The sequence below is a fragment of the Aedoeadaptatus urinae genome (genome assembly GCF_900155585.1).
In the GTDB taxonomy this organism is placed as follows: Bacteria; Bacillota; Clostridia; order Tissierellales; family Peptoniphilaceae; genus Aedoeadaptatus; species Aedoeadaptatus urinae.
This window is the reverse complement of sequence record NZ_LT707418.1, coordinates 289,500-315,969: the sequence shown is the minus strand read 5'-3', so window position 1 is coordinate 315,969 and position 26,470 is coordinate 289,500. Positions and strand designations below refer to the sequence as shown.

Here is a 26,470-nt window from a genome sequence, read left to right as displayed (position 1 = left end):
AAAGTGGGGGCGAAAAGGAGGAGGACCATGCACTCAAAAGGTTTTGAAAAAACGTGGGAGTTGATTTTTTTACTTTGCTCGCTCTTATCGGTATTTTCGATTATTGTTATTTGTTATTTCATTTTTAAAAACGGCGTGCCCTTTATTTTACAAACGGGGATCGCGAAGTTTTTATTGGGAACGGATTGGAAGCCCACGGCCTCGCCGCCGTCCTTCGGAATTTTGCCCATGATCGTGGGTTCCGTCTACGTCACCATCGGATCCATTCTCGTCGGGGTGCCCATCGGGGTATTAACCGCCGTGTTTATGGCTTTTTATTGTCCTGACCGGCTGTATAAATTTCTTAAGCCCGCCGTCAATTTAATGGCTGGGATCCCGTCGATTATTTACGGCTTCTTCGGCCTCATGGTTTTTGTGCCCATCGTCCGCGGATGGTGGGGCGGCACGGGGATGACGGTCTTTACCGCGTCGGTGCTTTTGGGGATTATGATTTTGCCCACGATTATCGGCCTGTCGGAATCCTCTCTGCGATCCGTGCCCAAATCTTACTACCAGGGCTCCATTGCTTTGGGTGCCACCAACGAGCGCAGCTTGATGCGCGTCGTGCTGCCGGCGGCAAAATCGGGGATCCTGGCCGCGATTATTTTAGGCATCGGCCGCTCCATCGGCGAGACCATGGCGGTGATTATGATCGCCGGGAACCAACCCATTGTGCCCGAGAGCATCAAGATGGGCACCCGTACCATGACGGCGAATATCGTTTTGGAAATGGCCTACGCCACAGGAGACCATCGGGAGGCCCTGATCGCCACCGGAGTCGTTCTCTTTATCTTTATTCTGCTTATCAATTTGTTGTTTAACGTCGTCAAAAGGAGGATGAAATAATGAAGACACGCTCGGCCATGGTTCGCGGCCTCATCCTCGCGGCGGCTTTTATTACCTTCGCTGTTTTAATTATTCTCGTGGGCTACATTGTCATAAAAGGGGCGCCTCATTTAAACGGAGCCATGTTTGAAAAAACCTACACCACGGAGAATGTGTCCATGTTTCCTGCCATTATCACCACCTTGATCGTGGTGGCGCTCTCTCTGATTATCGCTACGCCCTTGGGCGTCTTCACCGGGTTTTATCTGGTGGAATATGCAAAAAAGGGCAGCCGCATTGTTGAAGTGATTCGTCTCACGACGGAAACCTTATCGGGGATTCCGTCCATTCTCTACGGCCTCTTCGGTATGTTGTTCTTCTCCATAGCGCTGAAGCTGGGCTACTCCATTCTCTCCGGGGTATTCACCCTGTCCATTATGATTTTGCCCCTGATTATTCGCTCCACGGAAGAAGCCTTGATCGCCGTGAACGACAGCCTGCGAAGCGGCTCCTTTGCACTGGGTGCGGGGAAGCTTCGCACCATCATTCGCGTCGTCTTGCCCGTGGCGGTGCCGGGGATTTTATCCGGCGTCATTCTGGCCATCGGTCGATGCGTCGGCGAGACGGCGGCATTAATGTTTACCTTAGGGACGACGACGGATATGCCGACGAGTCTGTTATCCTCGGGACGTACCCTGTCCCTTCACATGTATGTGCTGTCGACGGAAGGGCTGTTTGTGGATCAGGCCTTTGCTACGGGCTTTATCCTGATTGTGTTAACCCTTTTAATCAACGCACTCAGTTCGTTTATCGGTTCGAAACTAGCAGGAGGCAATTAAATGAGTGAGACGAAATTATTAGTGAGCGATGTGGATTTATGGTATGGCGATTTTCAAGCGTTAAAGAAGATCAATTTGGATATAAAGGAAAATGAGATCACGGCATTTATCGGGCCCTCGGGTTGCGGGAAGTCCACCATGTTAAAATGCTTAAACCGCATGAACGATTTGGTGGAGGATTGTCGTATCGAAGGAAAAATGCTCTTGGACGGAAACGACATTTACGATTCCGGCTATGATGTCAACCTGCTGAGAAAACGGGTGGGCATGGTCTTTCAAAACCCGAACCCCTTTCCCATGAGCATTTTCGACAACATTGCCTACGGTCCCAGAACCCACGGCATTAAAAATAAGAACGAGCTCAATGAAATCGTGGAACGCTCGTTAAAGGGTGCCGCCATTTGGGAAGAGGTAAAAGACAAGCTGCAACAACGGGCGACGGAAGTCTCCGGCGGCCAGCAACAGCGTATTTGTATCGCTCGGGCGTTGGCTGTGGAGCCGGAGGTGCTCTTAATGGATGAACCCACCTCGGCACTGGACCCTATCTCCACGCTAAAGATCGAGGAATTGGTACAGGATTTAAAGAAGGACTACACCATCGTCATGGTCACCCACAATATGCAACAAGCGGCGCGGGTGTCGGACAAGACGGCGTTTTTCCTTACAGGTGAAGTGGTTGAAATGGATAAGACGGAAAAGATGTTTTCGAATCCGCGGGATTCGCGGACAGAGGATTACATCACCGGTCGTTTCGGATAATAGGGGGATGGCATGAGAAAACAATACGATTTAGAACTGGATGAATTAAATACCTTGCTGATAAAAATGGCTGCCATGGTGGAACAGGCCGTGGCCGATGCCATGAAGGCATTAGAGGATCGGGATAGCGAGCTTGCCACGACCGTTTCACAAAACGATCGTGATGTGGACCGCATGGAGCGCCGCATCGAAGACATGTGCCTTATGCTTCTCTTAAAGCAACAGCCGGTGGCAGGGGACTTGCGCTTTATTTCCGCCGCCTTAAAAATCATTACGGACTTGGAACGGATCGGCGATCAAGCCCAAGACATTTGCGAAATTTCCCTGACCATGGACGACAAGCCCCTGTCTGTGACCACGGATTTGATTACCCGTATGTTTATCGAATCCACCTCCATGATCAAAATGGCCATTGACGCCTTCATCACCAAAGACGAAGACCTGGCTACCCAATGCATTAATCACGACGACGTGGTGGACGAATTGTTTGTGGAGCTTCGCGAAAAGATCATCGGCAAATTCCGTGAAGAAAAAGAGGATCCTCAGGAATTGGTGGATCTGTTGCAAATCGGCAAGTATCTGGAACGGGTCGGCGATCACGCACAAAATATCGGCGAGTGGGTTATTTTCTCCCTTACCGGTCATCACAAGGATTACTTAGGCGTAGAAACATTCGGGGTGTAAAATGATTTATTGTGTAGAAGACGAAGGTAACATTCGCGATTTAATCGTCTATGCTCTTAAGAACAGCGATTTCGACGTAGAGGGCTTCTCCTCCGGCGAGGAGCTTTTCCGCGCCATAGATGAAAAGCTTCCCTCCCTCGTTCTTCTCGATATTATGCTCCCCGGAGAAGACGGTTTGACAATTTTAAAGCGGATACGGGACAACCCGTCGACGGAAGACATTCCCGTCATTATGCTTACGGCGAAATCCTCCGAGTTGGATAAAATCGTGGGGCTGGACATCGGCGCCGACGATTATATCGTCAAGCCCTTTAGCGTGTTGGAGCTGGTGGCTCGGGTAAAGGCCGTTCTGCGCCGCGCCCGTCCCAAGGAGGATGATCAGCTCATCGCCATCGACGGCGTCGTCATCGACAAAAAGAAGCGCACCGTGCTGGTGGACGGCGAGCCCATTAGCTTAACCTATAAAGAATTTGAGCTTTTGTATTATCTTTTCCGGAACAAAAACATCGTCTTGAACCGGGAGATGATTATGGCTCAGGTTTGGGGCTACGACTTCGAAGGCGAGTCCCGCACCGTGGACGTGCACATCGCATCGTTGCGTCACAAGCTGAAGGGCAAGGCCTCGCTGATTGAGACCGTTCGAAATATCGGCTACAAAGTAGGATATAAGGAATGAATAAACAGATACGACGATTCAGTTTTTTAATGGCCTTTGTCATCGCCTTTATATTTCAAATAGCCGTATCCCTCGACTACCATAATCGAGGGATTCGTTTTAATGAAAAAAAGCTGGAGGCATTGACGACGGATCTAAAAAAAGACGGCGACGAAGTCGATCGCCTTCGTCGTTTGGACCATTGGGATTCGGACAATGACGACGGCATTGTCTTTTTAAACGGTGGGGGGAAGGTGCTTTATTCCAATAGCCTGTCTAAGGAAACCGACGCCATGGTAAGCTACGCCCGCAAGATCTCGCGGCGAATGACGGAAAGCACCGGCTGGCATATTTTCGATAAGGGCTTTCTCGCAACCAGCTACATTCAAACTACGGTTTTTGAGGACAAGAGCGTGCTCGTGACCATGATGAGTCACGAAAGTATGATGGGAGCAACCTTCCACTACCTGCCCTATACGGTGATCGCCACTGCGTGCGGCGGCACGGCTCTTTACTTACTGATCCTCTATCGCAGGGAAAAAGAGGAAGAGGAGGGAATTTTCCTCATACAAAATTATCGTCGCTATCTGCAGGATCCCGAGTTTAAATTGGAAGTAAGCCCCATCCACAAGTCCTACGAAGATGCCCTGAAAAAAGAAGCTTTGCGGGAAAAATACCGGCTGGACAGCTTGTCCTCCCGCCTTACGGGGCTTATCGACATGGTGGATAATATGACGGAGGGCGTGATCCTTCTGGGTAAGAACAGAAAAATTCTCTCCATTAACGAAGCTGCGGTGAAGCTGTTAAACGCTTCTCTCTACATTAATTTTCAGGGAAAGGATCTCTTGTATCTCTGCCGCGAGCGAAATTTTTACGAGGCCTTCTCCCGAGCCTTTGATAATCGAAAGGACGACGTTCAAAAGATCGCCATGGAGGGCGTGGTGATCAAATTTTTCTTCGATCCTATATTTAACGACGCCGGCGAATTTTACGGCATGCTGATTCTGATGATCGACGAAACTCAGCAAAGCCTGGCCGAGAGAAGCCGCCGGGAATTTACGTCCAATGTGACCCACGAATTAAAGACGCCACTGACCTCCATTTCCGGATACGCCGAGCTCCTGCGCTCCGGCATGGTGGCGGAGGAGGATCGGGACAAGTTTTTGGACATTATTATCGGCGAATCGCAAAAGCTCTTTGAGCTGATTAATGCCGTCATCGCCATGAGCCGCTTGGAAGAAAAAAATCGGCCGGAAGAGTACCGGGTCGTGGATATGGAAGCTCTGGTCAAAGACGTCATCAAGACCTACGAGCCCGACGCGGCGGCGAGAGGGATTTACCTTGGCTTTCAACCGGATCGGGACAATCGTCTCTACACCCATCCCGACCTGATGCGGGAGCTGATTTCCAATTTGGTGGACAATGCCATCGTCTATAATGTGGAAGGCGGCAATGTGCGCATCGTCTTGGACGGAAAGGCCGACGATAAATTCATCGTCACCATACAGGATACGGGGATCGGCATTTCCTACGACGATCAGCGCCGCATTTTCGAGCGCTTCTACATGGTGGACAAATCCCGCAGCTACAATGAAAAATCCACGGGACTGGGTCTCGCCATCGTCAAGCACAATGTGGACAGCTTAAAGGGCACCCTTGACGTGAAATCCCAGCTCCACCACGGCAGCACCTTCCGCCTGGTCTTCCCGAAAAAGGGAATCTACGTGGCGAAGTAATTTCCGGGGAAACTATAGTATAATAGGTATCGGAAAGGGGTGCCTATGTACAAATTACTAGTCGTAGACGACGAAGCGAAGATTCGAGAGGTCATACGGACCTATGCGGAATTTGAAGGCTATGAGGTGGTGGAAGCGGTGGACGGCATGGAAGCCGTGGACCTTTGCAAGGGCGAGGATTTCGACGTCATCGTCATGGACGTGATGATGCCACGCCTCGACGGCTTCAGCGCCTATAAAGAGATAAAAAAGATTAAAGACATTCCGGTGCTCATGCTCAGCGCGCGAGGGGAAGAGTACGACAAGCTTTACGGCTTTGAAATCGGCATCGACGATTACGTGGTAAAGCCCTTTTCGCCGAAGGAGCTCATGGCGCGCTTGTCGGTGATCGCCAAGCGCAACAGCAGTGTCAAGGAAAACCACGCACTTAACTTTAAGGGACTTTCCATCGATCTGGACGGCAGGGAAGTTTATGTGGACGGGTCTCCGGTGGAAATGACGCCGAAGGAATTCGACCTCTTGGTCTTTATCGCAGAGAACGAAAACATCGCCCTGAGCCGCGAGAAGCTTTTAAACAAAGTGTGGGGCTACGATTTTTACGGCGACGACCGCACCGTGGACACCCATATTAAAATGCTCAGAAACAGCATCGAGCCCTATCGAAGCTACATCGTCACCGTGCGGGGCGTGGGCTATAAATTCGTCGGCGAGGGCTCTGAATCGTGACCCGCGACGCCATCGTGGATCAAAAAAGTATCCGCGTCAAGTTTTGGCTGTACTTCTCCGGTATGGCATTGTTTATCTTGATCCTATTGTGGCTGTTGCAAATCGTCTTTATCAATTCCTTTTACGAATCCATGAAGATTCGCGACACGGAAAAAGTCGGCCGCGCGGTCACGACCCGCTTCGGCAAGGACGATTTCGAGGACACCCTGCTTCGCTACAGCTTTGAGAAAAATTTAAGCCTGCAGGTTTACAACGAAAAGGGCGGTTTGGTCTTTCCCTTAAACCCCCTGGACTATATGTACCAGCCCATGATCAGCGGCGAAGATTTCTTTACTTACTTTCAGCCGCTCCTTAAAAACGACAAAACCGAGAAGACCTACGTCAATGATTATAAAAACGAAGAGTCCTCGTCGATTTTGTACGTCTCCTATTTAGGGGTTGAGGCGGGAGAGAAATACTTCCTCGCCGTGTCTACCAATGTGGATCCCGTGGATTCCACGGTGGAAATACTGAAGGATCAGCTGATCATCGTGAGCATTATTTCCCTGGTTCTCGCCTTTATTTTGTCCCTGTATCTCAGCTCCCGCTTGGCGCGCCCTCTGTCCGACATGGCAAAGACCGCCAGGGCCCTCGGTCAGGGCAATTACGACGTGCAGTTTAAGGAGCAGGACTACACGGAAATAAACGACTTGGCGCGGACATTGAACTACGCCACCGGGGAGCTCACCGACGCCCTTGAAATGCGCAAGGATTTAATCGCCAATGTGAGCCACGATTTCAAGACGCCGCTCACGGTGATTAAATCCTACGGCGAAATGATCCGCGACATTTCCGGAGACAACAAAGCCCTCCGGGAAAAACACGTGGAAACCATTTTGGAAGAGACGGACTACCTGACCCACTTCGTCAACGACCTCTTGGACCTGTCCCGCGTGGAATCGGGTCTGGGACAGTTGGATTCGGAGCCGGTTGATCTGAAGGCATTGACGCAGGATGTCCTCTGTCGCTTCAAAAATTTGGAGCGGCGGGGCTATGAATTCACTATTCACGGCGAGGGCACCATCATCTGCGACGAAAATAAAATGCGCCAGGTCATTTATAATTTCATTACCAATGCCGTGAATTACTCCACGGACAAAAAACGAATCGACATTTATATGATTGAGCAGAAAGACCACATCACATACTGCGTCCGCGACTACGGCCGCGGCATGGCCGATGAGGACCGGGACAAAATTTGGGAGCGGTTCTACCGAGGCCGGGACAATCACGAGCGGCAAGTAGTGGGCACGGGCCTGGGCCTGTTTATCTGCAAAAACATTCTTGACCTTCACGGCTTTGCCTACGGGGTGAAATCGAAGCTCGGCGTGGGCAGCACCTTTTATTTTAAAGGGCCCAAGGGAGAAGAAGCATAGGTGCAACAAAAAAGCAGCGATACCGAATGGTGTCGCTGCTTTTGCGTGTGCCTAATTGAAAGATTATTCTTTTTCTTTTAACTCGAGAACCAATTGGCCGCTTTCCACACTGTCGCCCTCTTTGACGGAAATGTGTTCCACAATGCCGTCCATGGGGGAGATAATGTTGGTTTCCATTTTCATGGCTTCCAAAACCAAAAGAGGTTGCGATTCCTTGACCTTGTCGCCGACGGCTACGTTGATCTTTGCTACGGTGCCGGGGATGGAGGCGCCGACTTCCAAAGGATTGCTTTCGTCGGCCATGATGGTGGCACTGCCGCCTGTTGCATGGTGCATGGGGCGGGTGTTGTCCGTAATGTCGACGCTGCGTCTGGAGCCGTTGATTTCGAAGGTCAGGGTGCGCTTGCCGTCTTCTTTCAGCTTGCCCACTTCCACCAAGGTGACGATCATGTTCTTGCCTTCACCTACGGCGACTTCGGCGGTTTCGCCTTCTTGCAGACCGTGGAAGAAAATATCCGAGCCCATGCGCCACAGTTGATCGTACTTGCTGAAGTTCGAGGCGTACTCGTCAAATACCTTGGGGTAGAGGGAGTAGCTGGTGACGTCGCGCTCTGTGGGCTCGTGGCCCATGATTTTCTTCAAGTGGGCTCTGTCCGCTTCGTAATCTTCGGGATCCAGTAGCATACCCGGACGAACGGTAATGGGTTTTTCGTCCTTCAGAACGATTTTTTGCAGCTTTTCGGGGAAGCCGCCGTAAGGTTGGCCCATCATGCCCTTGAAGTAGGTGACGACGGAGTCCGGGTAGTCCAGGTTCGCGCCCTTTTCGAAAATATTTTCGGGGGTCAAATCGTTTTGAACCATAAAGATGGACATGTCGCCGACCATTTTCGAGGAAGGGGTTACTTTAATAATGTCGCCGACCATTTGGTTGACGTCTTTGTACATTTCCTTAACTTCCTTGAACTTGTGGCCCAAGCCGAAGCTTTCGACTTGCGGTTTCAAGTTGGAGTATTGGCCGCCGGGAATTTCGTATTTGTAAATTTCCGTGGTGCCGCTCTTCAGATCCGATTCGAATTGCTCGTATACGGGACGAACGGCTGCCCAGTAGGCGGAGATTTGGTCGATGGCATCCAAGTCGATGCCCGTGCTTCTGGAGGTGTTTTCCAGAGCCGCTACGACGGAGTTTAAGGCCGGTTGCGAGGTGAGCCCGCTCATGGAGTTAATGGCCGTATCGGCAATGTCTACGCCGGCTTCAGCGGCCATTAAGACGGTGGCGACGCCGTTGCCCGTGGTGTCGTGGGTGTGAAGATGAATAGGGACGGAGACTTCGTTTTTCAGTGCGCGCACCAGCTTGTTGGCGGCGTAGGGCTTCAAGAGGCCGCTCATGTCCTTGATGCCGATAATGTGGCAGCCCACATCTTCCAATTGTTTTGCCAGTTTGACGTAGTATTCGAGGCTGTACTTGTCCCGTTTTTCGTCTAAGATGTCGCCGGTGTAGCACATAGTCCCTTCGGCGATTTTTCCGTTGGCAATGGTTTCGTCGATGGCGAGGCGCATGCCTTCGATCCAGTTCAGGGAGTCGAAGATGCGGAACAGGTCGATGCCGCCTTCCGCCGATTCTTTAATGAATTTCTTAACGACATTGTCGGGATAGTTTTTGTACCCCACGGTGTTGTTGCCGCGAACCAACATTTGTGTGAGGAGATTAGGCATGGCCGCTCTTAAAAGGTCCAGCCTTTCCCAGGGATCCTCGTGGAGGAAGCGATAGGCCACGTCGAAGGTGGCGCCGCCCCACATTTCCATACTGAAGATTTCGCGAATGTTGTAGTTCATGGCCTTGGCGACCTTCAATAGGTCGACGGTGCGCATACGGGTGGCCATTAGGGATTGGTGGGCATCCCGCATGGTGGTGTCCGTTAAGAGCAGGCGGTCTTGATCTAAAATCCATTGGGAAAGTTTCTTTGCGCCTAATTCGTCGAAGATTTGTTTCGAGCCCTTGTAGCTTTCTTCTTTGTAATCCGGCACCACAGGGACGTCGAAGGTTTTTTTCGCGTCGGTATTTTTGTTGACCACGATGTCTCCGATGTGTTCCATGACGCGGAGCTCTTTGTCCGTGGAGGTGTTAATGTCGAAGAGTTCCGGGTGTTCGCCGATAAAGCCCGTGTCGCAGGTGCCTTCTCTGAATTCCTTCGTGTTCAATACATTGAGCAAAAAGCCAATATTGGTTTTGACACCGCCGACCTTTAATTCGCGAAGGGATCGGATGGATTTGTTCACCGTGTCTTCCCAGGTGCGGCCTTGGGTAATGACCTTAACCAAGAGGGAGTCGTAGTAGGGACTGATAACGGCGCCTTGGAAGCCGTTGCCGCCGTCTAAGCGCACGCCGAAACCGGAAGAGGAGCGGTACAGGGTGATCTGTCCCGTATCCGGTGCGAAGTGATTGAGGGGGTCTTCGGTGGTGACGCGGCATTGAATGGAGAAGCCGCGGCGTTGAATAGATTCCTGATTGGGAATGTCGATAGGCGCATCGGCCAGGGCGTAGCCTTGGGCGATTTGGATTTGGGCCTGAATAATGTCGATGCCCGTGACCATTTCGGTAACGGTGTGTTCAACTTGGATCCGGGGATTGACCTCGATGAAGTAGTGGTTGCCCGCGCTGTCTACAAGAAATTCCACGGTGCCCGCGGAACGGTAACCCAAATTCTTCGTAATCTTTAGGGCGTCGTTACAAATGGCTTGACGCAGCTCTTCGGGAACGGAAAAAGCCGGCGTAAATTCCACGACCTTTTGGTGGCGCCGTTGAATGGAGCAGTCGCGTTCAAAAAGGTGAACCACATTGCCGTAGACGTCGCCTAAAACTTGGACCTCGATGTGTTTCGGGCGGTCCAGATATTTTTCGATAAACATGGAGTCGTTGCCGAAGGCTTTCTTCGCTTCGCTTTTGGCGGAGTGGAATTGATCCAGAAGCTCTTCCTTACTGTTGACGACGCGCATGCCGCGACCGCCGCCGCCGGCTGCCGCCTTAATCATGACGGGATAGCCCGCTTCTTCGGCAAATTCCAGAGCTTCCTCATCGGAGTGAATGGCATCGTCGACGCCGGGAATGGTTTGTACGCCGGCTTCTCTGGCGATGATTTTAGAGGAAATCTTGTCGCCTAATTGGCGCATGGTTTCCGGTCTCGGGCCGATAAAGGCGATGCCCGCCTCTTCACACTTTTGAGCGAAGTCGGGGTTTTCTGCTAAAAAGCCGTAGCCCGGGTGAATGGCGTCCACCCCTTTGTTCTTAGCCAGGTGAATAATTTCGTCGATGTCCAAATAGGCGTCGACGGGATTTTTTCCCTTGCCGATTTCATAAGATTCATCGGCCTTTGTGCGGAACAGAGAGAGGCTGTCTTCCTTTGAATATATAGCAACGGAACGAATGCCGAGTTCACGACAGGCTCGGAAAATACGAATGGCGATTTCGCCGCGGTTGGCGACGAGAATGCGTTTAAACTTTCTTTTCTCCATAATGACCTCCTTAATACTAATAGACCCATTATATCCCTTTACCACGGAAATATCCAATTCTTAATCTATATTTCACAGAAGGGAAAGGGGCTCTATTGTCTCGAATTCATTGCCGTGATAAACTGGACAACAGAAAGGATAGGCCATGAATTTATTGATCGCATTTGCACTAGATATAGTGCTTGCAGACCCGATGTGGCTGCCCCATCCCGTGGTGGGCATGGGAAAGATTATCGCCGGGGAATACCGAGGCATTTTACATGCGCCTGAGCGGTGGAAAAAGCCTCTGGGCATCGCCTGCGCTTTATTTAATACGGCGGCGACTTATCTTTTGATTCGCGGCCTCCTCGGCCTGTTCGGCGGCCCCGTGAAAACCGTCCTGTCTATCTATCTTCTCTACACCGCCTTGGCGGCAAAGACCCTGCACAAGGAAGCTCACGGCGTGAAAAAAGCATTGGCCCTTTCTTTGGAGAAGGGGCGAAGGCAGCTGTCGCGAATCGTCGGCAGGGACACGGCAACCTTAAGTGAAGAGGAGATCATTAAGGCGACGGTGGAGACCGTGGCTGAAAATACCTCCGACGGCATTATCGCACCCTTGTTTTACGGCGCCCTCTTCGGTCCCGCCGGGGCCATGGCCTATAAGATGGTCAACACCATGGACTCCATGGTGGGCTACCTTAACGATACCTATCGCTTGGCGGGCTACGGGGCGGCGAAGCTGGACGATGTGGCCAATTGGATTCCCGCTCGTCTCACGGCCCTGCTCATGTGCTTGACGGCGGGCTCCGTTTCCCTTATGAAGCGTGCCTTTCATACGGTGTGGGAATTCCACGGCGCCCACTTGAGCCCCAATGCGGGCTGGTGTGAAGCGGCGGCAGCGGGGGCCTTGGGCATCGAGCTCGGCGGCGGCCACAATTACTTCGGCGAGTACGTCTATAAGCCCACCATCGGCCGAGCCCTAAGCCCGGTGGAGCCCGGTGCCATCGACGGGGCCGCGAAGCTTATGTGGCGAAGCACGGTTTTATACCTGCTTATTTACGCAGCTATCTATTTTTTGATTTAGGAGGGAATATGAAAGCATTGATTATCGCAACCTTTGGTTCCACTCACGAAGACGCTCTGAGGCGGGACTTGGATCCCGTTGTCGCGGATTTAAAAAAGTTGGCCGAGGGAATTCCCACCCGCGTGGCCTTTACTTCCCGTATGGTTATCAATCGCTACGAAAAGCAGACCGGCACCCGCTATCTTAATGAAGTGGAAGCCGTGGATGCTTTTATCGACGAGGGCTTTAAGGCGGAGGATATTTTCATTCAGCCCCTTCACGTCATCGAGGGCCTTGAATACGAAAAGCTTGCCGAGTTAAAAAGCCGGGGCGTGAGGGTGGGGGAAGCCCTCTTCCACGACGAAAAGGATTTACTGCACTTTGCGGAAGAGGTGGAACGCCGCTTCAAAGCGCCTACGGTTTTTGTTGGCCACGGGAGCTACAGGTCGGCGGATAGATATTACGACGAGCTGAACCGCATTTTCGAAGAAAAGAATTTGCCTCACCGCGTCTGTACCCTCGAGGGCTCCGTCGACGACGGGGAACCCCTGGCCTTTATGAAGGAGAGAGGCTACAAAAATATTCAACTGGCGCCTCTCCTTCTTCTCGCCGGGGATCACGCGAAAAACGATATTTTCGGCGACGAAGATTCCGTGAAGCTGCGCTATGAAGCAGCTGGATTATCCGTGAGCCCCGTCGCCGGCGGCATGGGCAGCTGGGATTTCGTGCGGCCGATGTACGTGGAAAAGCTACGCCGCCATTTGGAGGAAGCATGCGAAAGCTAGTGGGTATCGGCGTGGGCCCCGGCGCGGAGGATCTTTTAACCCTGCGTGCTCTGCGTTATTTACGGAAAGCGGATCACATTTTCATTCCCCTGAACAAGGGAAAGTCACGGGCCTACGATACGGTGAAGGACGTGGTGGATAAAGACAAGGTCATCTTCCTCGACTTTCCCATGACCGAGGTCACGGCCGCCCGCTACAAAAAAGCCTTTGATGAGATCGATGAGGTGACGAAGGAAGGGGAGCTGAGCTGCCTCTTGACCTTAGGCGACGGCACCGTCTACGCCACTTTGATCGAAGTCCTGGCGGCGGGAGATGCGAGTGATTTCGAAACGGAGCTGGTGCCCGGGATCCCCGCCTTTCTCGCGGGGATCAACGGCGTGGTGGAAAGCCTGACGCGAAAGGGCGAGTCCTTTCTCTTGACGGATCATTTAGACGAGGTGATTCCCTCGGTGGATACCATCGCTCTCTTAAAGACCACCCGGGCGGAGGAAAGCGCCCATCGCCTAATGGAAGCGGGCTTTCACCTGCTCTATTTGGAAGAGATCGAGACGGATCAGTGGGCGGCGTCGAGGGATGCCGATCGCTTCGCCGGCAGGAAGCATTACATGAGCATGATCATCGGAAGGAGACGGCCTTGGAACACGGCGGCGATACAAAAACATACCAAGGGAAGAGTGCGCATCCTCTAGTGGATTTCAGCGCCAATATTAATCCTTTAGGCGTGCCCGAAAATTTAAAGGAAGCCATGGCTAGAGGCCTTGAGGGCGTCCATCGCTATCCGGATCGCTTTTATCGGGATCTGAGGCAGGCGCTGGGCGATTGGATCGGCGTGGATTCGGATCGGCTCGTCGTGGGAAACGGCGCCATGGAAATCATCGGCATCTGTATTTCCCTTTTCGAGAAGATTTATTTGCCCACGCCGGCTTTTGGCGAATACGAAAGCATTGCAAAGGACCTTGGAAGAGAAATCGTCACTTATCCTATGGGTAGACCCTTTCGGCTGAATGTGGATGATTTTATCGCCCACATTCCGGAGGGGGCTCTCGTGATCATCACCAATCCCCACAATCCCACGGGCTATTCTTTGCCCGGTGGCGAGGTGGAAAAAATTTACGAAGCCTGCATCGCACGAGGCGGCTATTTGCTCGCCGATGAAACCTTTCTGCCATTTGTACGGGGCGGGGAAGAGGCGCAAAGGGCGGGGCTACATCGCCCGAAGCAGATCACCGTTCGCGGAGCCACGAAGAGCCACGCCTTGCCGGGCCTGCGCTTGGGCTGGGCGATCATGAACGACGGCCTCAGGGACCGCTTCTTAAAGCGTCAGCTGCCCTGGTCGGTGAACGCCGTGGCCGAGGCCTGCGGCATTCATTTAAAGGATTGCGACGATTATATGGAGAAATCCCGCGACTTTGTCGAACAAGAGCGCAGGAAGCTTTTTAAACTTTTCGAGGAATCGGAAATCGCCGAAGCCCTCCCGACAGAGGCGAACTTTCTTTTGATTCGCTTAAAGGGCGCCAGCGCCGAGGCCTGTTTCGATTATTTTTTAAGGGAAGGGATATTGCTCAGGACTTTTTCCGAGGAGCCGCTGAAGGACGAGTACTTCCGCATGGCCGTTCGCGACGAAAAAGCTAACGCAGAATTTCGAAAGCTGTGGATTCAATTTGAAAGGAGCTACCGCCATGTATGAAAAAAAGCCCATGTCCATTGAAAATACTTCCATGGACATCATCGACGAATACCTGGGCGACGTGGACTTTAAGGCCGACGAGCTGCCCGTGGTGCGCCGCATGATTCACACCACCGGCGACGTGGAGTACCGCCACATTATCGACATCCACGAGGATTTTATGGCGGCGGCCCGTGCCGTGGTAAAGAGCGGCGGCAAGGTATATACGGATACGAATATGGTGCGGGCGGGCATTAATAAGAAAGCCCTGGCGGCGTCTGGGGTGGAGCTCATCACCCTGATCTCCGATGAGGAGGTGGCGAAGATCGCCGCCGAGCGAAAGACCACTCGCTCCATCGTAGCCATGGAAGAAGCCGTATCCATGGGCTGCGAGGGATTTATTATAGGCAACGCCCCCACCGCTCTATTTCGCCTCTTGGAGCTCGTCGACGAAGGGAAGGCGGATCCGAAATTTATTATCGCCGTTCCCGTGGGCTTCGTCGGCGCAGCGGAATCGAAGGATAAGGTGGCGGAATATGCCGTGCCCTATATTCGCACCATAGGTACCAAGGGCGGCAGCAATGTGGCGGCCTCCGTCTTTAACGCCATTCTATACGAGGACTACAGGCGATGAAGAGGACCACCGTCGTCGACGGAAAACATATGCGTTTGGGCTTTACCACAGGAACCTGTGTCGTGGCGGCGGCGAAGGCGGCGATCGAGGCATTGGAATCGAGGGAGGCCATCCACGCCGTTCAGGTGACGGTGCCGGCGGGGGATGTGCTCACCATCGACGTATGCGAGCGGATGCGGAGCGAGAGTGTAGCCACCTATAGCGTCATCAAGGACAGCGGTGACGATCCCGACATTACAAACGGCATGGAAATCTTCGTCACTATAACAAAGACCGACACGGGTAGCGTCGTTTGGGAAAAGGGCATCGGCGTCGGCACCTTTACGGAAGACGGGCTTATGGGAAAAGCCGGAGAGCTCGCCGTGAATCCCGTGCCCCGGCGGGAGATCGAAAAACTGCTGAAGGAGCATATGGGAGAGGGCATCGCCATTCGAATCGACATCCCAGAAGGGGAGGAACTGGCGAAAAAGACCTTCAATCCCCGCCTGGGCATCGTCGGCGGCCTGTCCATCTTAGGGACCTCGGGCCTCGTCGTGCCCATGAGCAAAAGCGCTTATGTGGCCACCATCGATCTGGAATTAAAAAAGCTGAGAAGAACAGGTGCCGATGCCGTGATTTTAACGCCGGGCAATTACGGCGAGGAGCGGGCCGCGGCACTGGGTCTGGAAGGGGCCGTGGTGAAGGTGTCCAATTACTTCGGCGACGCCCTGTGCCTCGCCAGGGATCTTGGTTTTCGCGAAATCACCTTAATGGGCCATATCGGCAAAATGGCGAAGGTGGCCATCGGCATTTTCCAAACTCACTCCGCCGTAGCCGACGGGCGAATGGAGGCCATCGCCTATTACATGGCCAAGGCGGGAGCGACTGTGGCGGATATGGAAGCCGTTGAAAAGGAAAAGACCGCCGATCAGGCCATAAAAAAGGCGGCGGCTCTGGGCTACGAAAATATTATGGCTGCCATGGAGCGGGGAATCGAAAAGCGGGTGCCCTTATACTTAAAAACCGATGACATCAAGATTCGGGCAATTATTTACACCATGTAGGAGGAGCGATGATTACCATAGTCGGCGCCGGCCCCGGCGATTTGAAGAAAATGACCTACGAAGCCGTGGAGGTCATAAAAGAGGCGGATCGCGTCGTCGCCTTCTCACGCCTGGCGGAAAAGCTGCGGCCCCTTCGAAAGGACATCGTGGCGGTAAAAAGGTTGAGCGAGGTAGAGGAGAATTTGGATCCCGCCTTAAATGTGGCCGTCGTCGTCAGCGGCGATCCCCTCTTTTTCGGTCTCGCCGGTACTTTTCGCGCCAAGGGCATCGCTGTAGACAAGGTCATTCCCGGCTTAAGCAGCATGCAATGTGCGGCGGCGGCACTGAAGCTCCCCTGGCAGAAGATGCGGGCCTTTTCCTTTCACGGCAGGGAGCCGGAGGTGGATCTGCTTTTAAAAGAGCCCCTAAGCTGCGTGCTCTTGGATAAACATTTTACGGCGAGGGATCTGTCCGAGGCCTTGGCGGCGAAAGGAGCCAAGGGCGTGATCCATGGGGCGAGTTACCTTTCCTACGAAGAGGAAAAAATGGTAACGGCGCCCATCGGCGAGGATATTTCCATAGACGAAGCTTTAGCATTGGCGGTGATTGAACTTGAATTGGATGAATGATGCCGACTTTATTCGCGGCGACGTGCCCATGACCAAGGAAGAGGTGCGGATACTCACCGTGGCGGGCATGGAATTGGCACCGAGCCTTTCCTTTCTGGACATCGGCGCGGGCACGGGCTCCATATCCGTGGCGGCGGCGTCCTTGGGATGCGAAGTCACGGCGGCGGAAGTCAAGGATGAGGCCTTGGATTTAATCGGGAAAAACGCCGAAGCCTTCGGCGTAAATATGGAAGTGATTCGCGGGAAGGCGCCGGCTTGTCTGAAAGATGAAAGCTACGACCGCATTTTTATCGGCGGCAGCAGGGGGCAGTTGGAGGCCATTTTGGATTACGCCCACGACCATTTAAAGCCCGGGGGCATCATGGCCGGCAATTTCATTACCATGAGCCACGCCGAGGCCATGAAGGTTTTTTTTAAGAGCCGGGGCTACGATTGGAGCCTAAAGTATGTGGCCGTATCCAGAGAAGATCGGTTGGGACTGCTGCGCGCCGAAAACGGCGTATTTATTTTAAAGGGGAGAAGAGGATGATTTCATTTGTCGGCGCCGGTCCCGGCGACGTGGATTTAATTACGGTAAAGGGCAGGCGGCTCTTGGAAGAAGCCGACGTGATTATTTACGCCGGCAGCTTGGTAGACGCCCGGCACATGGACTTGGCGAAAGAGGATGCCGAGATCTACAACAGCGCCACCATGCACTTAGAAGAAGTACTCGATGTGATGAAGAAAAGCCACGAGACAGGGAAAAAGATCGTGCGCCTCCACACAGGGGACCCCTCCCTTTACGGCGCTATCCAGGAGCAAATGGACGCTCTGGACGAATGGGGCATCGGCTACGAAGTGGTGCCCGGAGTCAGTTCTTTTTCCGCGGCGGCGGCCAGCTTAAAGCGGGAGTTCACCCTTCCCGGCGTGAGCCAGACGGTGATCCTTACCCGACGTGCCGGACGCACCCCGGTGCCTGAGGTCGAGTCCATCGACAAGCTGGCGGCCCATGGCGCCTCCATGGCGATCTTTTTATCCGCCGGTCAGTTGGAAGACTTGGTGGCGGATTTGAAAAAGGGCTATTCCGACGACACGCCCATAGCCGTGGTCTATAAGGCCACCTGGGCTGACGAAATCGTGGTGCGCTCCACATTAAAAGACATCGTGAAGGATATGGAAGGGCGGGATATTTACAAGCACGCCCAAATCCTCGTCGGGGACTTTCTCGACACGGACTACGAAAAGAGCAAGCTCTACGACAAACATTTTTCCACGGAATACAGAAAGGGCACGAAGTGAAGACGGCGGTGTTATGTTTTTCACCTCAGGCGGCGGCCCTGGCGAAGACGTATTTTTCTCAAGAGGATCTCTACGGCAAGGACTTTCAGCGGCCGATAAAGAAAGAGGCTTTCGGCGACATTTTCGACGCCTACGATCGCATCGTCTTTATCGGCGCGGCGGGCATCGCCGTGCGCTATATGGCGCCCTTTGTGGATGACAAGCGGTGGGATCCCGCCGTGGTGGTTATCGATCCGGTGGGCCGCTACGTTATTCCCCTTTTAAGCGGGCACCTGGGCGGCGCCAATGCTTATGCACTGGAGCTTGCGAAGGTCATGGGCGCCGAGGCGGTGCTCACTACGGCATCGGACAGCTTGGGCTTTGAGGCCATCGACGTCTTTGCGCAAAAAGAAAATGACGCCTTCGACAATATGGTGGCCATGAAGAGGGTGGCCGCCGCCATGGTAGCGGGAAGGGAAATTCTTTGGTATTCAGAAGAAGATGCCGTGCCGTACTATCCCAATATTAAGCGGGTGGCGACTATGGATGAAGCGGATGTGGAAGACGGCGTGGTGGTTTCCGCGACCGACGTTAAAATCAAAAGCGCCCTTCATTTGGTGTCGAGGCGGATCCACTTAGGTATCGGCTCGAAAAAGGGAACGGATCCCGAAGCCTTGGTGGACTTCATAAAAAAGACGTTGAATAATTACGGAATCCATCCCATGGCCGTGGCGGCCATCCACACCATCGACATAAAAAAAGACGAGCCCGCCATCGTTTACGCGGCGAAGGAGCTCGGAGTTCCTTTGAAGATTTACACCGCGGAGGAATTATCGAGAAACGAATACCGCTGTTCGGGCAGCGACTTCGTCAAAGCCACCGTCGGCGTATCCAGCGTCTCCTGCACGGCGGCCTATATGGGCGGCGAAACCATGATTGCGGAAAAAATTAGCGAAGGGGGCTTTACCCTGACCATTACAGAGGAAAAAAGATGAAGAAATTATATATTATCGGCATCGGCCCCGGCGGTGAAGAGGATTTCACCCTGGGCATGATTCGGGCATTGAAGGCCAGCGAGGTCATCGTGGGCTACAAGCCTTACTTAAATTACATTAAGAATTACACGGCCGGAAAAGAACTCTACACCACGGGTATGAAGTCGGAGATCGAACGCTGCAAAATGGCCCTGGCCTCGGCGGAGGTGGGAAAGACAACGGCCATGGTTTCCACCGGCGACGCCGGCCTTTACGGCATGGCGGGCCCCGTCTTGGAGCTGGCGGAAGGCAAAGACATCGACATCGAAATCATTCCCGGCATCAGCGCCAATTTTGCCGCCGCCTCCTGTGTCGGTGCGCCGATTATGCACGACATGGTGACCATCAGCCTTTCCGATTTAATGACGCCACTGGACTTGATCAAGAAGCGTATTCGCCTCGCCGCACAGGGGGATTTCGTCATCTGCTTTTACAATCCCCGATCCAAGGGGCGGCCCCATTACTTAAAAGAAGCCATGGCGATTTTAAAAGAAGAGGGCTACGAAGACACGCGGCCCGTGGCCATGGTGAAGCACGCGCGGCGGGAAGGGGAAGAAAAAATCCTCACCACCGTCGGCGATCTTGACGACAGCTTCTGCGATATGAATACCATGGTCATCGTGGGAAACAAAGAGACCTACATAAGAAACGGCGCCATGATTACGCCCAGGGGCTACCTATTATGAAGCTGTGGATTATCGGCGGCACTTCGGAATCCGTGCGCCTCGTGGGCAGCGTGGACAGGCGCGCCCTCGTAATTAGCGTTGCCGGAGAAGAGGGGCGGGACCGCCTGCCCGAGGACGTGGACGTCCACGTGGGGCCCATGGACAGAGCCGCCATGGAGAGCTTTATTCGCGAGCAAAGTATCGTCGCCGTCGTGGACATGAGCCATCCCTTCGCGAAGCTCGTGTCGAAAGAGGCGAAGGCGGCGGCAAAGGAGCAGGGCATCGATTACTATCGCTTTAAGCGACCCGTGGAGGACGAGGCGGGGGATGTAATCTTCGACGATTACGAATCCTGCGCCGCATACATCAAGGAGAAAACGGGCACTTTTTTCTTTACCACGGGCTCCAAGCATTGCGACCTTTTCGAGTCGGTGAAGGGAGAGAGCCGCCACATCTATCGAATCATTCCATCCTCAAAGAGCGTGGACATATTAACAGCCGCCGGCGTGGCCATGGAAGACATGGTGGCCATGCTGGGGCCATTCGATTTGGAGATGAACCTGGCCCTGTTTAAACACGCCAAAGCCGATTACCTGGTGACGAAAAACAGCGGCGCCGGTTCCGGCTTTCACGAAAAAATCGAAGCCGCCGCCCGACTGGGCATGACCTCTTTGGTTATTCGCACCGAGGCGGAAGAGGGGCTGAATTTTTCCGAGACCAAGGCATTGGTAGAAAGGATTTCAAATGGAATTCTCTTATCGCTTTTACACCAATAAAGATTGCAAATACTTCCCCTGCCACGCCATGGAAGGGGATTTCAACTGCATGTTCTGTTACTGCCCTCTTTATCTGCTTGATGAAAATTGCGGCGGAAATTTTTCCTATGTAGGCGGGGTAAAGGACTGCTCCAACTGTTTGATTCCCCATCGTCCCAAGGGCTACGACTACATTAACGAGCGTCTGCGGCAAGAAATAAACGAGAGGAAGCAGAAGCATGATCGATGAACTGATTCGCGGCATCGGCCCCGCAGATCGAGAGGCCATGAAAAGGGCCAAGGCACATTGGGACAATCGCACCCACCCTACGGGATCCTTGGGGGATTTAGAAGCCATGACCATTCGCCTGGCGGGGATACAGGGGAGAACCTTCCCTGACGTAGACAAAAAGGCAGTCATCGTCTTTTGCGCTGACAACGGCGTGGTGTCGGAGGATGTCAGCTCATCGCCTCAGGTCTTTACGCAAATGCTCGCCAACGCCATGGCTCGTGGCGAAACCGGCGTCGCCGCATTAAGCGTATGGGCGGGGACGGAGCTCGTCATCGTGGACATAGGCATGAAAGAAGAGATGGAGCGTGAGCCCAATATTTTAAAGAAATCCATCCGCCCCGGCACGGGAAACATCGCCGCGGAGCCCGCCATTACTCGCGACGAGGCCCTTCGCGCCTTTGAACGGGGCGCAAATGTGGCGCGAGATGTGATCGCAAGAGGCGCACGTATGGTGGGTACCGGCGAGCTGGGTATCGGCAACACGACCACCTCGGCGGCCCTTCTCTGTGCCTTAACCGGCGAATCCGCCGAAGCTTGCGTGGGCTACGGCGCCGGCATTACCGAGGCCCAGCTGGCGAAAAAAGTGGCGGTAGTGAAGCGGGCCGTCAGTCGATGCGGCGAGGGCGATGCGATCCACAAAATCGCTCAGGTAGGCGGCTTGGATCTTGCCGGTCTCGTCGGCGTGTTCTTGGCCTGTGCCGAGGCGAGGGTGGCGGCGGTGGTGGACGGCTTCGTTACCGGTGCGGCGGCTCTTGCGGCCATTGAATTGGCACCTTTCGTAAAAGACTACGTCTTTTTATCCCACAAGAGCGCGGAAAGGGCCTCGGCATTATTGAATCGCCACTTGGGTCTCATACCGCCCATGGATCTCGCCATGCGCCTCGGAGAGGGGAGCGGCTGTCCTCTGTTTTTTCAACTGATGGACGGGGCGATCTACGCCATGAAAAACATGGGCTCCATGGAAGACAATGCCATCGACCCGGGCCTGTTGGTCAATATCGAAAAGGAGTCCCTATGATTACATTAATAACCGGCGGCGCCCGCAGCGGAAAAAGCGCCTACGCCGAATCGCGGGCGAAGGCTTACGACAAGGTCCTCTATATCGCCACGGCACAGGCCGCAGATGATGCAGAAATGATTCGCCGCATCGAGGCACATAAAAGCAGGCGGCCCGCCTCCTGGCGCACGGCGGAGCGGGACCATGATTTGGCGGAGGCCATAGAGGGGGAGGACGCCGTCCTCTTGGACTGCGTGACGGTGATGCTTTCCAATTATCTGTGGAAGTATTCCGATGGCAGTGACCTCATCGACGAGGAAAAAATCGAAGGCCTGTGCATGGACGAGCTTCGGGATTTAATCGCCGCGGCGAGGCGCGCATCCTGCGATTTATTCATCGTCACCAACGAAGTGGGCAGCGGCATCGTTCCCATGCATCCCGTCTCCCGCGCCTTCAGAGACATTCAGGGGCGGGTGAATCAACGGTTGGCACAGGCGGCGGACGAAGTCTACGCCTGTATATCGGGAATTCCGGTGAAGATCAAATGAATAGTTTTCTTTTAGCCATTCAATTTATTACGCGCATCCCCGTCTTTATAAAAACGGATTTCAGCGAAAAAGAAGCGGCAAAGAGCCTCTTCTGGTTTCCCTGGATCGCCTTTCTTATGGGAGTTGTCGTCGCGTCGGTGAATAATTACTTCTACGACGTAGGGCCGCTCTTTGCCGCCTTTTTGGGGCTCCTCACCTGGTACCTGTTAAACGGGGGCATCCACGTAGACGGGCTCATGGATACGGCGGACGGCTTTTTGTCCAATCGCGAGAGAGATCGCATCGCGGAAATCATGCACGATTCCACCATCGGCACCTTCGCCGTTCTTTCTCTCGTTTTGGTTTTATTGGGAAAATTTGCCGTCCTGGCGTCGGTGGCCATTCAGCCTGTGGAAATGGGCATTTTGTTTGCCTCGGCTCGCATGGGTCTTTTGACGGCGATCCACTTTTTCCCCTCGGCGAAAAGCTCCTCCATGGGAAATTTCTTTAAGAAGTGTGCGTCGAAAAAGAGCTATTACCTGCAGTGGCTGATTCTCGCGGCGATCATTTTCTTTACGCGAGGCGCAAGCTATTTTCTCTATCCCATCGCCGCCTGCCTCTACGGCGCCCTCTTCGGGCGATGGTCCGTAAAAAAAATCGGCGGCCTCACCGGCGACGTTTACGGTGCCATCGTGGAGACGGCAGAGCTCTTGGTCCTGATTTTATTCGGAGTATTTTTCTCATGAGCATTTATATGATGCGCCACGGAAAAACATTGGCCAACGAAAAAAAATGTTACGCTACGCCGACGGAGCCCCTGCTTCCCGTAGAGGAGGAGATTGTTTTAAAACTCCGGGAAGAAGTGCGCGCCCTTCATGTCAAAGCCGTCGCCTGCAGTCCCTATCTTCGCGCCAAAGAGACGGCGGCCATCGTCGCCGAAGATCTGCCCGTGACCGAAGAGCCTTTGATTCGTGAAGTGAGTCTTGGGGTCTTGGAGGGACGCAGCTTTAACGATGCCTATGACGCCTTCGGCGACGCTCTGAAGCCCTGGATCGACGATCCTTTTGCCTTTCCGCCGCCGGAGGGTGAAAGCCTGAGGGAGGCTTATAAGCGGGCGGAAATGTTTTTACGGACGGCGGAAGAGGATACCCTTTACGTGAGCCACGACGGATTTATGCGATTGGTGCTGGCGGCACAGAAAGGGGACGTGAGACATTTCTTCGATTACAGAATCGACAACTTTCAAATTATAAAAATCAAATAAAAAAAGTGACAATTCCGTTACAATTCTCCCGTACCCCTTCAAGGTCCACCCGGCTTTTGCTATAGTCTTAGCAGCAAAGAAAGGGTGTTACTATTGAAATACACATTGAAACGCATGTTGGCACTTTTTTTATTGGTGGGAATATTGATTCCCGCTCGGGGAGTATTCGCTCTTCCTATGGAAAGCCCCCGCGCTTTATCCTTGGCCTTGAGCCCCGACGAAGCCGGTGTGACCATTAGCTGGGAAAATCCCGCTTGGGTCAAAGAACAGCTGGCCGCAGGAAAAAAAGTAGCCTACGAAATCGACAGCAAGGTAAATCTCGAGCCTTGGTCTTCCAAAAGCGGCCACGTCTACAAGGGCGAGCTGACCGCCGCAGAAAAAGATCGGGTCATGAAAAATTTAACGGCAAACGACTTTACTCAATTGACAACCATAAACATTCGGAGCAATCAATACAGCTTCCGGGTGCGCTATGTAGCTGAGGGCGTAAGTAGTGCCTTCGGCAATGCCGTATCCGTCGGCTATCGTCCCGTCTTTAATAATTCCAGCGCCTGGTCCCTGGAAGAGCTAAGTGCGGCGGGCAACAACGGATTGATTCCCCCGTCGGTGAAGGCCGATATGAAAAAGGAGATCAGCCGGGAAGAGTTTACGGAAGTCATCGTGCGCCTCTACGAAAAAGTGGAACGAGTGCACTTGGCTGCGGGCAAGAGCCCCTTCAAGGACACGAAAAACGAATCCGTGGTGATCGCATCGCGTCTCGGCTTGGTCAACGGCGTGGGTAACGGAAAATTCGCGCCTAATGCCAAGATCACCCGGGAAGAAATGGCGACGATTCTCGCGCGCTTTTTAAAGAGTGTGAACGTGGAAGGAAGCCATGCCGTCAGCAACACATTTGCCGATCACAACAAGATCAGCAAGTACGCCCGTGAATCGGTTTACGAGCTTCAATCCATGGGCCTGATGTCGGGCTACGAGAACAATCAATTCAGACCGAAGACCAATGCATCCAGAGAACAGGGCGTAGTTTTAGGTCAACGCATTTACGAATTTATAAAAAAATAAAAAGGTCTCACAAGACGAAAAAAAGCCGAAGGCGAAATAAATGCCTTCGGTTTTTGCATTTATAAAATTTTCAAAGTGCTAAAGCAATTTGGGTAACAGGGTGGATGCCAGGCCGAGGAAAATAAAGAAACCGCAGACATCCGTAAAGGTCGTGAGGAATATGGGAGAGGAGATGGCGGGATCGATTTTCAGCTTGTCGAAAAGCAAGGGCAACAGGAAGCCGACGATTCCGGCGATGATCATGTTTAAAATCATGGCGGCGAAGATAATCAGCCCTAAATAAAAATTGTGGTATTTCCAATAGAGGACGAAGCCCGCGAAAAGGCCGATAACCGCACCGTCGAAAAGGCCGAGGCCGATTTCCTTCAATACCAGGGGCAGGTCTTCTTCCAAGCTGATTTCGTCTCGAGCCAAGCTGGTTAATACGATGGACAGCGCCTGATTGCCGGCATTGCCTCCCATCCCTGTGACAATGGGCATGGCGGCGGCCAGGGCAACCACCTGACTGATGGTATCTTCAAACATGGCCACCACCGCCGAGGCCATAAAGGCCGTAAAGAGATTGATCACGAGCCAAGGGAGGCGACTTTTGACGGAGTGAAAAAAGTTCGAGTCGTATTCTTCATCCTTCGAAACCCCACCCATAGCGAGAATGTCTTCGTTATGTTCTTCTTCCATTACCTCGATAATGTCGTCGCTGGTAATGACTCCGAGGATGGCTTCATTTTTATTGACAACGGGCAAATATTTCAGGTCGTACTTGTAGATTAAATTGGCGGCTTCTTCCTGATCCTGATCGGCATAGACGAAGAAGGGATGGTTCTCGACGAGATCAGCCAAAGGCATAAAGCCCGGCGCTACGAGAATGTCCCGCAAATCCACGATCCCCTGCAGTCGGTGCAAATTGTCCGTAATAAAAATCGATTCGATAATTTCGGTTGTAGGGGCGATTTCTTTAATCTTTAAGAGAGCCTCGCGCACGGTTAAGGACTGTTTCAAGGACAAAAATTCCGTGGTCATGATTCTGGCGGCGCTGTCGTCGTCGTAAGAAAGAATCATATTCAGGATATTCGATTCGCTTTTCTTCATATAGTTAAGAATGTCCTTGCGTTTGATCGTAGGCAAAAGCCCCAACAGATCAGCGACATCGGCATTGGTCATGAAACTGAAAATATCGATTAATTCTGTCGTCGAATAGAAGCGGGCGATTTTAACCTGAAGCTCGTCCTCGGCATTTTCTAAGAGATCTGCAATATTTTCCGGATCCAGCATAAAAAGAAAGTATTGCAGATCCGTCGAGTCTAAATCGTCGAGCACCTCATCGATATCCACGGCGTGATAATTGTCGAAAATTTCCTTACACGCTTCCACATGACCTTCGGTAATACACATCTCTATCTCTTCTTTTAATAATTCGTAGTCGGATTCATATTCCAATAACCTTCACCTCCCGTAACTTATCTTTAAACAGTATACCATTCAATTCCGGTGAAAGTCAGCCCGTTAAAGCTTATAGGGTCGTTAATAAAGAAATAAAAAGTCATGGAACTGTAACAGAGAAGTAACATAATTGACCTATCAAATTGTTACATTCAGTAACCATCTGTGTTATAATTCCAAAAGATGATTAAGAAAAGTCTAATTTCGGATG

Annotated in this window: 28 protein-coding genes; 26 read left to right on the top strand and 2 right to left on the bottom strand. The window is 52.7% G+C overall.

Annotation, left to right across the window (positions count from 1 at the left end):
• Positions 1-27: 27 nt before the first annotated feature.
• Genes pstC through BQ7397_RS06700 form a run of 8 tightly spaced genes read left to right on the top strand, consistent with a single transcriptional unit; the run spans position 28 to position 7,678 of the window.
• A complete protein-coding gene (pstC, locus tag BQ7397_RS06735; RefSeq protein ID WP_077075350.1) occupies positions 28-885 on the top strand; it encodes a phosphate ABC transporter permease subunit PstC in 858 nt (285 codons plus the stop codon).
• Complete coding sequence (gene pstA, locus BQ7397_RS06730) at positions 885-1,703, top strand: phosphate ABC transporter permease PstA (RefSeq protein WP_077075349.1); 819 nt, start codon at positions 885-887, stop codon at positions 1,701-1,703. The genes pstC and pstA overlap by 1 nt, the downstream gene beginning before the upstream one ends.
• Entirely contained in the window at positions 1,704-2,462 is a 759-nt protein-coding gene (gene pstB, locus BQ7397_RS06725; protein WP_077075348.1) for a phosphate ABC transporter ATP-binding protein PstB, read from the top strand.
• A 12-nt stretch (positions 2,463-2,474) separates the two neighbouring features.
• A complete protein-coding gene (gene phoU / locus BQ7397_RS06720; RefSeq protein ID WP_077075347.1) occupies positions 2,475-3,146 on the top strand; it encodes a phosphate signaling complex protein PhoU in 672 nt (223 codons plus the stop codon).
• 1 nt (position 3,147) lies between these two features.
• Complete coding sequence (locus BQ7397_RS06715; protein WP_077075346.1) at positions 3,148-3,822, top strand: response regulator; 675 nt, start codon at positions 3,148-3,150, stop codon at positions 3,820-3,822.
• Complete coding sequence (locus BQ7397_RS06710) at positions 3,819-5,537, top strand: sensor histidine kinase (RefSeq protein WP_083703452.1); 1,719 nt, start codon at positions 3,819-3,821, stop codon at positions 5,535-5,537. The genes BQ7397_RS06715 and BQ7397_RS06710 overlap by 4 nt, the downstream gene beginning before the upstream one ends.
• Before the next feature lie 45 nt (positions 5,538-5,582).
• Positions 5,583-6,263 carry a response regulator transcription factor gene (locus BQ7397_RS06705; protein WP_077075344.1) on the top strand — a complete coding sequence of 227 codons (681 nt, stop codon included), beginning with the start codon at positions 5,583-5,585 and terminating at the stop codon, positions 6,261-6,263.
• Positions 6,264-6,277: 14 nt separating this feature from the next.
• Entirely contained in the window at positions 6,278-7,678 is a 1,401-nt protein-coding gene (locus BQ7397_RS06700; RefSeq protein ID WP_234970590.1) for a sensor histidine kinase, read from the top strand.
• Between the two features lie 63 nt (positions 7,679-7,741).
• Here the strand turns inward: BQ7397_RS06700 and BQ7397_RS06695 are convergent, their stop codons facing one another.
• A complete protein-coding gene (locus BQ7397_RS06695) occupies positions 7,742-11,188 on the bottom strand; it encodes a pyruvate carboxylase (RefSeq protein WP_077075342.1) in 3,447 nt (1,148 codons plus the stop codon).
• Between the two features lie 145 nt (positions 11,189-11,333).
• On the opposite strand from BQ7397_RS06695, the gene cbiB reads away from it, so the two are divergent.
• From cbiB to BQ7397_RS06605, 18 genes are all read left to right on the top strand, one after another.
• Positions 11,334-12,251 carry an adenosylcobinamide-phosphate synthase CbiB gene (gene cbiB / locus BQ7397_RS06690; RefSeq protein ID WP_077075341.1) on the top strand — a complete coding sequence of 306 codons (918 nt, stop codon included), beginning with the start codon at positions 11,334-11,336 and terminating at the stop codon, positions 12,249-12,251.
• Between the two features lie 8 nt (positions 12,252-12,259).
• The gene (locus BQ7397_RS06685; protein WP_077075340.1) at positions 12,260-13,015 is read left to right on the top strand and encodes a sirohydrochlorin cobaltochelatase; all 756 of its coding nucleotides are present in this window, start codon (positions 12,260-12,262) and stop codon (positions 13,013-13,015) included.
• Positions 13,003-13,704, top strand: a complete 702-nt coding sequence (locus BQ7397_RS06680) for a precorrin-2 C(20)-methyltransferase (RefSeq protein ID WP_077075339.1) — start codon at positions 13,003-13,005, stop codon at positions 13,702-13,704. Before BQ7397_RS06685 ends, BQ7397_RS06680 begins: the two co-directional genes overlap by 13 nt.
• Positions 13,650-14,702, top strand: a complete 1,053-nt coding sequence (locus tag BQ7397_RS06675; protein ID WP_159435166.1) for a pyridoxal phosphate-dependent aminotransferase — start codon at positions 13,650-13,652, stop codon at positions 14,700-14,702. The genes BQ7397_RS06680 and BQ7397_RS06675 overlap by 55 nt, the downstream gene beginning before the upstream one ends.
• Positions 14,695-15,315, top strand: a complete 621-nt coding sequence (locus tag BQ7397_RS06670) for a precorrin-8X methylmutase (RefSeq protein ID WP_077075337.1) — start codon at positions 14,695-14,697, stop codon at positions 15,313-15,315. Before BQ7397_RS06675 ends, BQ7397_RS06670 begins: the two co-directional genes overlap by 8 nt.
• Positions 15,312-16,358: a cobalt-precorrin-5B (C(1))-methyltransferase CbiD gene (gene cbiD, locus BQ7397_RS06665; RefSeq protein ID WP_077075336.1), complete on the top strand. Its 1,047-nt coding sequence runs from the start codon at positions 15,312-15,314 to the stop codon at positions 16,356-16,358. Before BQ7397_RS06670 ends, cbiD begins: the two co-directional genes overlap by 4 nt.
• Positions 16,359-16,366: 8 nt before the next feature.
• The gene (gene cbiE / locus BQ7397_RS06660; protein WP_077075335.1) at positions 16,367-16,966 is read left to right on the top strand and encodes a precorrin-6y C5,15-methyltransferase (decarboxylating) subunit CbiE; all 600 of its coding nucleotides are present in this window, start codon (positions 16,367-16,369) and stop codon (positions 16,964-16,966) included.
• The gene (gene cbiT / locus BQ7397_RS06655) at positions 16,959-17,495 is read left to right on the top strand and encodes a precorrin-6Y C5,15-methyltransferase (decarboxylating) subunit CbiT (protein ID WP_077075334.1); all 537 of its coding nucleotides are present in this window, start codon (positions 16,959-16,961) and stop codon (positions 17,493-17,495) included. The genes cbiE and cbiT overlap by 8 nt, the downstream gene beginning before the upstream one ends.
• A complete protein-coding gene (cobM, locus tag BQ7397_RS06650) occupies positions 17,492-18,244 on the top strand; it encodes a precorrin-4 C(11)-methyltransferase (RefSeq protein WP_077075333.1) in 753 nt (250 codons plus the stop codon). Before cbiT ends, cobM begins: the two co-directional genes overlap by 4 nt.
• An 8-nt stretch (positions 18,245-18,252) precedes the next feature.
• Positions 18,253-19,218, top strand: coding sequence for a cobalt-precorrin 5A hydrolase (locus BQ7397_RS06645; protein WP_144019985.1), 966 nt, complete (start codon positions 18,253-18,255; stop codon positions 19,216-19,218).
• Entirely contained in the window at positions 19,215-19,943 is a 729-nt protein-coding gene (gene cobJ, locus BQ7397_RS06640; RefSeq protein ID WP_077075331.1) for a precorrin-3B C(17)-methyltransferase, read from the top strand. The genes BQ7397_RS06645 and cobJ overlap by 4 nt, the downstream gene beginning before the upstream one ends.
• On the top strand, positions 19,940-20,698 hold the full coding sequence (gene cobK, locus BQ7397_RS06635) for a precorrin-6A reductase (RefSeq protein WP_077075330.1): 759 nt from the start codon (positions 19,940-19,942) through the stop codon (positions 20,696-20,698). The genes cobJ and cobK overlap by 4 nt, the downstream gene beginning before the upstream one ends.
• The gene (locus BQ7397_RS06630; RefSeq protein ID WP_077075329.1) at positions 20,667-20,927 is read left to right on the top strand and encodes a cysteine-rich small domain-containing protein; all 261 of its coding nucleotides are present in this window, start codon (positions 20,667-20,669) and stop codon (positions 20,925-20,927) included. The genes cobK and BQ7397_RS06630 overlap by 32 nt, the downstream gene beginning before the upstream one ends.
• On the top strand, positions 20,917-21,987 hold the full coding sequence (cobT, locus tag BQ7397_RS06625) for a nicotinate-nucleotide--dimethylbenzimidazole phosphoribosyltransferase (protein WP_077075328.1): 1,071 nt from the start codon (positions 20,917-20,919) through the stop codon (positions 21,985-21,987). The genes BQ7397_RS06630 and cobT overlap by 11 nt, the downstream gene beginning before the upstream one ends.
• Positions 21,984-22,514, top strand: coding sequence for a bifunctional adenosylcobinamide kinase/adenosylcobinamide-phosphate guanylyltransferase (gene cobU, locus BQ7397_RS06620; RefSeq protein ID WP_077075327.1), 531 nt, complete (start codon positions 21,984-21,986; stop codon positions 22,512-22,514). The genes cobT and cobU overlap by 4 nt, the downstream gene beginning before the upstream one ends.
• Positions 22,511-23,239: an adenosylcobinamide-GDP ribazoletransferase gene (gene cobS, locus BQ7397_RS06615; RefSeq protein WP_077075326.1), complete on the top strand. Its 729-nt coding sequence runs from the start codon at positions 22,511-22,513 to the stop codon at positions 23,237-23,239. The genes cobU and cobS overlap by 4 nt, the downstream gene beginning before the upstream one ends.
• A complete protein-coding gene (locus BQ7397_RS06610; protein ID WP_077075325.1) occupies positions 23,236-23,757 on the top strand; it encodes a histidine phosphatase family protein in 522 nt (173 codons plus the stop codon). The genes cobS and BQ7397_RS06610 overlap by 4 nt, the downstream gene beginning before the upstream one ends.
• Before the next feature lie 177 nt (positions 23,758-23,934).
• On the top strand, positions 23,935-24,819 hold the full coding sequence (locus BQ7397_RS06605; protein WP_077075324.1) for an S-layer homology domain-containing protein: 885 nt from the start codon (positions 23,935-23,937) through the stop codon (positions 24,817-24,819).
• A gap of 78 nt (positions 24,820-24,897) precedes the next feature.
• On the opposite strand, the gene mgtE is transcribed toward BQ7397_RS06605, so the two are convergent.
• Positions 24,898-26,256 (bottom strand): magnesium transporter, encoded by a 1,359-nt coding sequence (mgtE, locus tag BQ7397_RS06600; protein ID WP_077075323.1) that lies wholly within the window; start codon positions 26,254-26,256, stop codon positions 24,898-24,900.
• Between the last annotated feature and the right edge of the window lie 214 nt (positions 26,257-26,470).

What these genes read in the sequence shown, in the direction of transcription:
- pstC (WP_077075350.1), top strand. Translation starts at nt 28, where the DNA reads ATGCACTCAAAAGGTTTTGAAAAAACGTGGGAGTTGATTTTTTTACTT.
- pstA (WP_077075349.1), top strand. Translation starts at nt 885, where the DNA reads ATGAAGACACGCTCGGCCATGGTTCGCGGCCTCATCCTCGCGGCGGCT.
- pstB (WP_077075348.1), top strand. Translation starts at nt 1,704, where the DNA reads ATGAGTGAGACGAAATTATTAGTGAGCGATGTGGATTTATGGTATGGC.
- phoU (WP_077075347.1), top strand. Translation starts at nt 2,475, where the DNA reads ATGAGAAAACAATACGATTTAGAACTGGATGAATTAAATACCTTGCTG.
- BQ7397_RS06715 (WP_077075346.1), top strand. Translation starts at nt 3,148, where the DNA reads ATGATTTATTGTGTAGAAGACGAAGGTAACATTCGCGATTTAATCGTC.
- BQ7397_RS06710 (WP_083703452.1), top strand. Translation starts at nt 3,819, where the DNA reads ATGAATAAACAGATACGACGATTCAGTTTTTTAATGGCCTTTGTCATC.
- BQ7397_RS06705 (WP_077075344.1), top strand. Translation starts at nt 5,583, where the DNA reads ATGTACAAATTACTAGTCGTAGACGACGAAGCGAAGATTCGAGAGGTC.
- BQ7397_RS06695 (WP_077075342.1), bottom strand. Translation starts at nt 11,188, where the DNA reads ATGGAGAAAAGAAAGTTTAAACGCATTCTCGTCGCCAACCGCGGCGAA.
- cbiB (WP_077075341.1), top strand. Translation starts at nt 11,334, where the DNA reads ATGAATTTATTGATCGCATTTGCACTAGATATAGTGCTTGCAGACCCG.
- BQ7397_RS06685 (WP_077075340.1), top strand. Translation starts at nt 12,260, where the DNA reads ATGAAAGCATTGATTATCGCAACCTTTGGTTCCACTCACGAAGACGCT.
- BQ7397_RS06680 (WP_077075339.1), top strand. Translation starts at nt 13,003, where the DNA reads ATGCGAAAGCTAGTGGGTATCGGCGTGGGCCCCGGCGCGGAGGATCTT.
- BQ7397_RS06670 (WP_077075337.1), top strand. Translation starts at nt 14,695, where the DNA reads ATGTATGAAAAAAAGCCCATGTCCATTGAAAATACTTCCATGGACATC.
- cbiD (WP_077075336.1), top strand. Translation starts at nt 15,312, where the DNA reads ATGAAGAGGACCACCGTCGTCGACGGAAAACATATGCGTTTGGGCTTT.
- cbiE (WP_077075335.1), top strand. Translation starts at nt 16,367, where the DNA reads ATGATTACCATAGTCGGCGCCGGCCCCGGCGATTTGAAGAAAATGACC.
- cbiT (WP_077075334.1), top strand. Translation starts at nt 16,959, where the DNA reads ATGAATGATGCCGACTTTATTCGCGGCGACGTGCCCATGACCAAGGAA.
- cobM (WP_077075333.1), top strand. Translation starts at nt 17,492, where the DNA reads ATGATTTCATTTGTCGGCGCCGGTCCCGGCGACGTGGATTTAATTACG.
- cobJ (WP_077075331.1), top strand. Translation starts at nt 19,215, where the DNA reads ATGAAGAAATTATATATTATCGGCATCGGCCCCGGCGGTGAAGAGGAT.
- cobK (WP_077075330.1), top strand. Translation starts at nt 19,940, where the DNA reads ATGAAGCTGTGGATTATCGGCGGCACTTCGGAATCCGTGCGCCTCGTG.
- BQ7397_RS06630 (WP_077075329.1), top strand. Translation starts at nt 20,667, where the DNA reads ATGGAATTCTCTTATCGCTTTTACACCAATAAAGATTGCAAATACTTC.
- cobT (WP_077075328.1), top strand. Translation starts at nt 20,917, where the DNA reads ATGATCGATGAACTGATTCGCGGCATCGGCCCCGCAGATCGAGAGGCC.
- cobU (WP_077075327.1), top strand. Translation starts at nt 21,984, where the DNA reads ATGATTACATTAATAACCGGCGGCGCCCGCAGCGGAAAAAGCGCCTAC.
- cobS (WP_077075326.1), top strand. Translation starts at nt 22,511, where the DNA reads ATGAATAGTTTTCTTTTAGCCATTCAATTTATTACGCGCATCCCCGTC.
- BQ7397_RS06610 (WP_077075325.1), top strand. Translation starts at nt 23,236, where the DNA reads ATGAGCATTTATATGATGCGCCACGGAAAAACATTGGCCAACGAAAAA.
- BQ7397_RS06605 (WP_077075324.1), top strand. Translation starts at nt 23,935, where the DNA reads ATGGAAAGCCCCCGCGCTTTATCCTTGGCCTTGAGCCCCGACGAAGCC.